We start from the raw sequence: 6,033 nt of genomic DNA, 5'->3' as shown, positions 1-6,033 counted from the left end.
GTAAGAATTGCCATTGCCTATTTTATTATTGAGAAAAGAAAGCTGCGCCACAGCCTCGGCAGGCCATCGCGCAGCGATTTTGTTCAATTCCAGTTTGTAGAGCTGAATAATTTTTATTCTTTGAGTGGAACGATTCTGTTTTTCAGCGCAGAAATTTTAAAGAAAAGTATTGACCTTCACGGAACGTCATAGAGTATATTCAGATTATCAAAGACAGGAGGATAATGATAATGATGACCGTAAAGGAAATTGCAGAAATTACAGGGATCAGTGCACGTACACTTCATTATTATGATGAGATTGGATTATTGAAGCCGACAGCAAAGAGTGAGGCGGGATACAGACTCTATGATGATAAAGCTTTAGAAACATTACAGCAAATACTGTTTTTTCGTGAGTTTGATATTCCTTTAAAAGAAATAAAATCTATTATAACATCTCCTGATTTTGATAGAAACCAAATTCTGCAGATGCAGAGAAAAATGCTTGTTGCAAAAAAAGAACGCATGGAGCGTTTAATTGCAAGTATTGATGATATTCTAAAAGGAGAGAACAAAATGGATTTTTCAGTATTCAATGAGAAGGAAATCGAAGAAATGTTTCAGACTATGTTTGATCATATGCCTGAGAATATAAGAAAGATTTCAATTAACGAGTTTGGAAGTGAAGAGGAATGGAAACAGCATTATATTGAGGTTATGTCCTCCAAAGATATGCAGGAGCGATATGCAAAAGTTATCGAGTGGTATGGAAGTAAAGAAGCATTTTTGTCTTTTGCTAACAATCCAATCAGTAAGGAAACAGCAGAATGCTTTAATAAACGAATCGATACAGTTTTGAGAAAATTATTGGCAAGAAGAGAGTATCCACTGGATTCTTTTGAAATCGAAGAAGCAGTAGCAGAGTATGGATTTATTATGAAAATGCTTTATCAGATTAAAGATGAAAAACCAGTTATGCTTTCTGTCGCAGAATCATATCGTGATATGAGGGTGCGAGAAAAAATTGATGCAGATTATGGTGAAGGGGCATCTAATTTTTTTGCAAATGCAATCAAGCAATTTTATCAATATGACAATGGAACTCAAAAGTAATTAAATTCGATCATGGTTTATAACCTATATTCGCCGGCAGTGAAATACCTGCCGGTTTTTTCATGCCGGAAGGAGGTGCTATGTGAGAAAAATAGAAAATATGATGCTGACTGTGTTTCTGGTTGTTTCGTTGATATGCGGGAAATTCCTCTTGGATTACTGGCAGGATTCCTATGATAACAGACAGAATTACCGGCAGGTGGAAGAGATAGCGTTTCCGGAGAAGGATACACAGGAAGAGGAGACAGAACCTAATGAGGATAATCCAACGACAGAGATAGATGACTTTGATTATCAGTCATTGCTGGATGAAAATGCAGACTGCATTGGATGGCTGAAGATTTCTGATACCGATATCAGTTATCCGGTCGTGCTGGGAGAAGACAATGAGTTTTATCTCCACCATGATTTTCAAAAGAACTATGCTATCTGTGGAACACTGATGTTAGACTGCCGGAATGATATTGATGCCAGGCAGGAACATTTGATTATTTATGGACATCAAATGAAAGATGGCAGCATGTTCAAGCAATTAAATGGGTATAAAGAAGAAGCGTTTTATCATGAGCATAAAGAGATCACGCTATATCTGGAAAACCAGAAATACCAGTATGAAGTAGCTGCTGTGTATGTGACGAATGTGGCACAATGAATAACACAAATGTCCTGTAGCTAGCCGTAAAAAATATGGTTAGCTTCAGGACTTTTGCACTTCTGTAATGTGCCATTACCTCAAGTATCATTGAGAATAAAATTTATCTAATAGATATGCCTTTCTGCAAATATTTTCTTTGCGGTATAAATGGCATTTAAAACTTTGGGAAAACCGGTGTAAGGAATACACTGGATAAATGTCTCGATAATTTTTTCGGGAGAAAGTCCAACATTAAGGGAGCCATTGATATGCACTTCTAACTGTGGTTCACAACCTCCTGTAGTCAGTAAACTTGTAATTGTTATCATTTCACGTTCCTGCATACTTAGTTCAGGCCGTGTATAGACGTCTCCGATATCATCAATCTCTTTAAGCTTCTCAGACCCCGGTTCATCGTTTCAGAAAATCGTCTTGACTGTCACATCGTTCCAGTACGGCGTTTCTCCTCGGAGATTCGATTTGCCCTCCGCCATGTAGTAAAAGTTCCGTGGCGAAGGAACACGCTCCTTATTCAGTGTCCGGCGATTTTTCGGAAACTGTCATCCTGCAAGTGCATATCCAAAATACGGCGGACAACAGGAGCGGTTATCGGGTCGATCTCCAGAACGCGCTTGTCTTCGGCGGACTTTCGGCAGCCGATTGGTGCGTAACATTCCACATACTTCCCGGTCTTGAAGGGGGATCTCTTCACCGCCCTGATCTTATTGCTGGTATCCCGTGCGTAAAGGTCGTTCATCATGTTCTTCAGAATGACCAGCATCTCGTTGTTCTTGTGAATGGTGTCAACGCCGTCGTTGAGGGCGATGAAGCGGCAGCCCAGGGACGGGAACACCATATCAGTGTACTTGCCCGCCCCGATGTAGTCCCGACCAAGGCGGCAGAGGTCTGCCTGTGATACATAAGGTTCAAAAAAATATAAGCTTTTCCAAGAGAAAATTCCGCAGCCTTCACTGTGGGATTTTCCTTGTGCCTCACTCATTGTATCCCAATGGAATACGCTATGTCTTTGAACTTCCACTCGATCTCTTTGCGTCTATCGGGGAAAACCTAAACCGCCTGGACAAAGGGGTGGGTCAGCTTGTCACTTCCATCGCCTGTTCCCCGGACACGGCGGACAATGAATTTGCCCAGTAGTTCCGCAAGGTCAACCATGCCTTCATCGTCTGCACCCATACGGGAAATCGGCATATCCACAACCACATTTACTGGAACTCCACCAGCCTGGACTGCACATGGAAGTTCCGAAACTTCTGGGGCAGCTCCGTGGCAGTCCGCAGGCTCAGCGACCTGATCTGCGTGGAGCATCAGATGTCCATTGTGGAAAATCCCAAGCCCCACGGCATGAGCTACAACTGCTGGCAGGGGGCAAAGAAAGACTCTCCAACCGTGACCGGCTATGTCTGGACATAGATGAGAGGCTGGCGAAAAAGCCCCACAGCTTTGAGGCGTTCCTCTTCCTCATGGAGCAGACGGGATATACCATCACCAGAAGAAAGAACATCACTTTCAGCCATTCCCGACAGAAGCGGAATATCCGGATGCGCTCCTTGCCGGAGGAATACCAGAAGGACGCGATTTGCGAGGTGCTGCTGGGCAAGAGAATCCACAATCTGAGAAAACGCTGCAGTCCGCTGACAGAGCAAAAATCACAGCTGGTCAGCTCTCTGGAGGCGAAGCGGAATCAGGGGCGTGGTCAGTATTACGACCGGGCGATTCAGAATCAGATCACAAAACAACAGGCCAGGGCTTTGCTCTATTATCAGCAGCACGGCTTTACCAGTGTGGAGGACTTGAAACTTGCGAGGACGAGCGTCGCCGAAGGTGTAATCTTCGTTCATAAGGGGACTGGGGGGCCGGTCTCCGGTGGAGACCGTTTAGCGCGGATCGAGTCAGGAGACGAGGCTGCCCCAACAAGCAAAAACAGAAAGTTCCGCCTACGGGCGGAATCTTTTTGTTTGGGCCTTCCTGATCAGGAAGGCATTGCTTGCACAAGAAGTAGACTCCTCAAGAAGTCGGGTCCAGATAGGATTTGAATGAAAAAATAAATCATTTTGATTGCTTGACAGGGTTCTAAATCGAGTCTATAATATAAATTAAATTATATAAAATAATTTATGTAATTAGGGGGAAGGAAACTAAAATGGCAAGAAAAACGCAGATTTCCAAAGAAGTTATTTTGGAAGCGGCATTGAAAATGCTGATCCGTGATGGGTATTCCGCAATCAATATCAAGACTTTATCAAAGGAAATCGGCTGCTCTACGCAGCCCCTGGTATGGCACTTTGATAACATGGAGGGGCTCCGCAAGGCGTTAGCCGATCACGCGCTGAAATACGCGAACAGCAAAATGCGCCCCTCAGCCAGTGAGTCAGTCAATGCTTTTGAGCAGGTAGGACAAGCCTATATAAAAATGGCGTTGTATGAACCTAATCTTTTTCAATTTGTATTTCTGAATGGAAGTGACTGCTATCCTGTGGGAGATTCTGATGTGATTCTTGACGATAAAGATAACCGTGAGCTGATCAAAATGATAGCGGCGGAATTTCAGATATCAGAGAAAAGCGCAGAGCAGTATGTTCAAAACACTGTAATATATACACATGGGATCGCTTCCTTTTTAGCAACCGGTATGATGCGCTTATCGGAAGAAGAAATCATGAGCATGATACATCAGGCAGGTAATAGTTTCCTCAAGCAGGCAGGGATTCCGGAGGATAGAATTCCGAATCCATGAAGCACAAGGCGCAGTACAATGCGAAAAAGAGCTATTATTTGGAGTGCCTTGTTTGCGGCAGAACTTTTAGCGGTACTGTTCCGTATGAATATCAGCCGGTATTATTCCGATTTGACAGCGCGGCTGGTGTTTGGGAGCTTGCTGGCAGCAGTGGGCGGCATCTTTCAGTTCGGCATTGCCGGACTGGGAATCACCATCGTGGCCATTGTCAGAAAGGAACGATTTTCAGATCACGGCCTTACCCGTAAGCATTTGCTGCCCGCCATTGCGCTGAGCGCACTGTGCTGCGTACCGGATCTCCTGTATAACCTCTTTGCGGGAAATGTGCATACATGGCTTCCCTTTTCCGCTGTGCAAACGACGGCGGAGGCGATTGAGAGCGGTTTCCCGGAGAACGTTCTTGCCATGCTGCTCACCGCGCTTTTCTGGGGCTTTTTTGAGGGCTTCAATTATGTGGTGATTTCCGATAAAATCGGCGAGCGCTATCCGTCCAAAAACAGGCTGTGGGATTGGGGCGCTTTCGTTTGCGCGGCCATGTGTATTCTGATACACGGAGCCGTGGGTGTGACGCCGGACGCGGTGGCGGAGATGCTGTGTACTCTCTTTTTGATCTATGGAATGCTGATCGTCCGAAAAGCCACCGGAAACGCTTGGGGTTGTGTGCTGATCTTCGTGTTATATTGGAACGCATTATAGGAGGTACAAAACAGTGAATTGGACGATTTATGGAATGGAATGTGTTGGGGCGATGATCCTGTTCACCTGCATGATCATGATCCCGCTGTGCAAAAATCCGATTTGGTGGATCCACGATTACCCCAAGGACATTCAGGAGAAATATTTTGAAACCCATGAGCGCATTCCCACCGAGGTGCTCAGTGCCCCGGTGTTCTTGAAAAAGGGCTTTGCAGTGTTGCTGGCTTTATCCATTCTGACAGCATTGGCGCTTGCGGCAGGAGCGACGGATTTCAAGACCGGCTTCCTGTACGCATACGGTCTATGGCTGCTGGTGGACTGGTACGACTGCTTTTTCCTGGACTGGGTGCTGTTTGCCAACGTCAAGCGCATCGTTTGCCGGGAACGGAGCACATGGACAAGGCGTATCACCAGAAGAAGTATCATGTAGTGCGCTCGGTGATCGGCATGGCGCTTGGTCTCGTTCCCTGCTTGCTGTGCGCCCTGATTGTGGCGGTGCTGGGATAGAGAACGAACAGGGCTTTCTGTTTGTCGGATGAGATTGGAGAAATAGCTTTGATGTTTTGTACGGGAGGTGACAATATGGGACAGATAGCAAATCGGATGTTAATTGAAGCCATTTTTAAGGCAAAGGAAAAGCTAAAAGAAAAAAGAAAAACGAAAATCGAAAACAGTCAGAAAATGATGGAAAACAGAAGAAATAGATTGTCAAAATCAAAGGAAAAATGATTGCGAATAAGCTGTGGAGTAGAAAGGAAATGTTTATTATGACACCGCTTTATGCAATTTCAGCAGTATGTTTTTGGGTAACCGCACTGTAAAAAAGCAAATTCCCATTTAAGGAAGGAGATGCG

At 44.8% G+C, this 6,033-nt stretch carries 11 protein-coding genes; 9 read left to right on the top strand and 2 right to left on the bottom strand.

Features of this window, described 5'->3' with window-relative positions:
• From ACTNC6_RS15895 to ACTNC6_RS15885, 3 genes are all read left to right on the top strand, one after another.
• Positions 1–192 (top strand): hypothetical protein (locus tag ACTNC6_RS15895; protein WP_441044595.1); only part of this gene is annotated, 192 nt, incomplete at its 5' end.
• A 41-nt stretch (positions 193–233) separates the two neighbouring features.
• Positions 234–1,094 carry a MerR family transcriptional regulator gene (locus tag ACTNC6_RS15890; protein ID WP_441044593.1) on the top strand — a complete coding sequence of 287 codons (861 nt, stop codon included), beginning with the start codon at positions 234–236 and terminating at the stop codon, positions 1,092–1,094.
• Between the two features lie 82 nt (positions 1,095–1,176).
• Positions 1,177–1,746 (top strand): class B sortase, encoded by a 570-nt coding sequence (locus ACTNC6_RS15885; protein WP_441044591.1) that lies wholly within the window; start codon positions 1,177–1,179, stop codon positions 1,744–1,746.
• Between the two features lie 107 nt (positions 1,747–1,853).
• Here ACTNC6_RS15885 and ACTNC6_RS15880 read toward each other — a convergent pair whose 3' ends face one another.
• Complete coding sequence (locus ACTNC6_RS15880) at positions 1,854–2,105, bottom strand: carboxymuconolactone decarboxylase family protein (RefSeq protein WP_441044599.1); 252 nt, start codon at positions 2,103–2,105, stop codon at positions 1,854–1,856.
• 155 nt (positions 2,106–2,260) lie between these two features.
• Positions 2,261–2,728: a hypothetical protein gene (locus tag ACTNC6_RS15875; protein WP_441044589.1), complete on the bottom strand. Its 468-nt coding sequence runs from the start codon at positions 2,726–2,728 to the stop codon at positions 2,261–2,263.
• Positions 2,729–2,907: 179 nt separating this feature from the next.
• Between ACTNC6_RS15875 and ACTNC6_RS15870 the strand changes: the two genes are divergently transcribed.
• The 6 genes from ACTNC6_RS15870 to ACTNC6_RS15845 all read left to right on the top strand — a co-directional run bounded on the left by ACTNC6_RS15870 (position 2,908) and on the right by ACTNC6_RS15845 (position 5,908).
• Entirely contained in the window at positions 2,908–3,159 is a 252-nt protein-coding gene (locus tag ACTNC6_RS15870) for a relaxase/mobilization nuclease domain-containing protein (protein ID WP_441044597.1), read from the top strand.
• Positions 3,160–3,209: 50 nt separating this feature from the next.
• The gene (locus tag ACTNC6_RS15865; protein ID WP_441044587.1) at positions 3,210–3,782 is read left to right on the top strand and encodes a hypothetical protein; all 573 of its coding nucleotides are present in this window, start codon (positions 3,210–3,212) and stop codon (positions 3,780–3,782) included.
• A gap of 107 nt (positions 3,783–3,889) precedes the next feature.
• Positions 3,890–4,483 (top strand): TetR/AcrR family transcriptional regulator, encoded by a 594-nt coding sequence (locus ACTNC6_RS15860; RefSeq protein WP_441044585.1) that lies wholly within the window; start codon positions 3,890–3,892, stop codon positions 4,481–4,483.
• An 18-nt stretch (positions 4,484–4,501) separates the two neighbouring features.
• Entirely contained in the window at positions 4,502–5,179 is a 678-nt protein-coding gene (locus ACTNC6_RS15855) for a hypothetical protein (protein ID WP_441044584.1), read from the top strand.
• A gap of 13 nt (positions 5,180–5,192) precedes the next feature.
• Positions 5,193–5,609: a hypothetical protein gene (locus ACTNC6_RS15850; protein ID WP_441044582.1), complete on the top strand. Its 417-nt coding sequence runs from the start codon at positions 5,193–5,195 to the stop codon at positions 5,607–5,609.
• A gap of 152 nt (positions 5,610–5,761) precedes the next feature.
• Positions 5,762–5,908 carry a hypothetical protein gene (locus tag ACTNC6_RS15845; RefSeq protein WP_441033182.1) on the top strand — a complete coding sequence of 49 codons (147 nt, stop codon included), beginning with the start codon at positions 5,762–5,764 and terminating at the stop codon, positions 5,906–5,908.
• Positions 5,909–6,033: the final 125 nt, after the last annotated feature.

It is taken from the genome of Blautia sp. HCP3S3_C4, assembly GCF_052064095.1.
Lineage (GTDB): Bacteria > Bacillota > Clostridia > Lachnospirales > Lachnospiraceae > Blautia_A.
Note: the sequence above shows the minus strand (reverse complement) of the source record. Positions and strands in the feature narration are given on the sequence as shown.

Bases quoted from the DNA above. Each gene is read 5' to 3' on its own strand.
- ACTNC6_RS15865 (WP_441044587.1), top strand. From the start codon at position 3,210: ATGGAGCAGACGGGATATACCATCACCAGAAGAAAGAACATCACTTTC.
- ACTNC6_RS15845 (WP_441033182.1), top strand. From the start codon at position 5,762: ATGGGACAGATAGCAAATCGGATGTTAATTGAAGCCATTTTTAAGGCA.
- ACTNC6_RS15855 (WP_441044584.1), top strand. From the start codon at position 4,502: ATGCGAAAAAGAGCTATTATTTGGAGTGCCTTGTTTGCGGCAGAACTT.
- ACTNC6_RS15875 (WP_441044589.1), bottom strand. From the start codon at position 2,728: ATGAGTGAGGCACAAGGAAAATCCCACAGTGAAGGCTGCGGAATTTTC.
- ACTNC6_RS15860 (WP_441044585.1), top strand. From the start codon at position 3,890: ATGGCAAGAAAAACGCAGATTTCCAAAGAAGTTATTTTGGAAGCGGCA.
- ACTNC6_RS15890 (WP_441044593.1), top strand. From the start codon at position 234: ATGACCGTAAAGGAAATTGCAGAAATTACAGGGATCAGTGCACGTACA.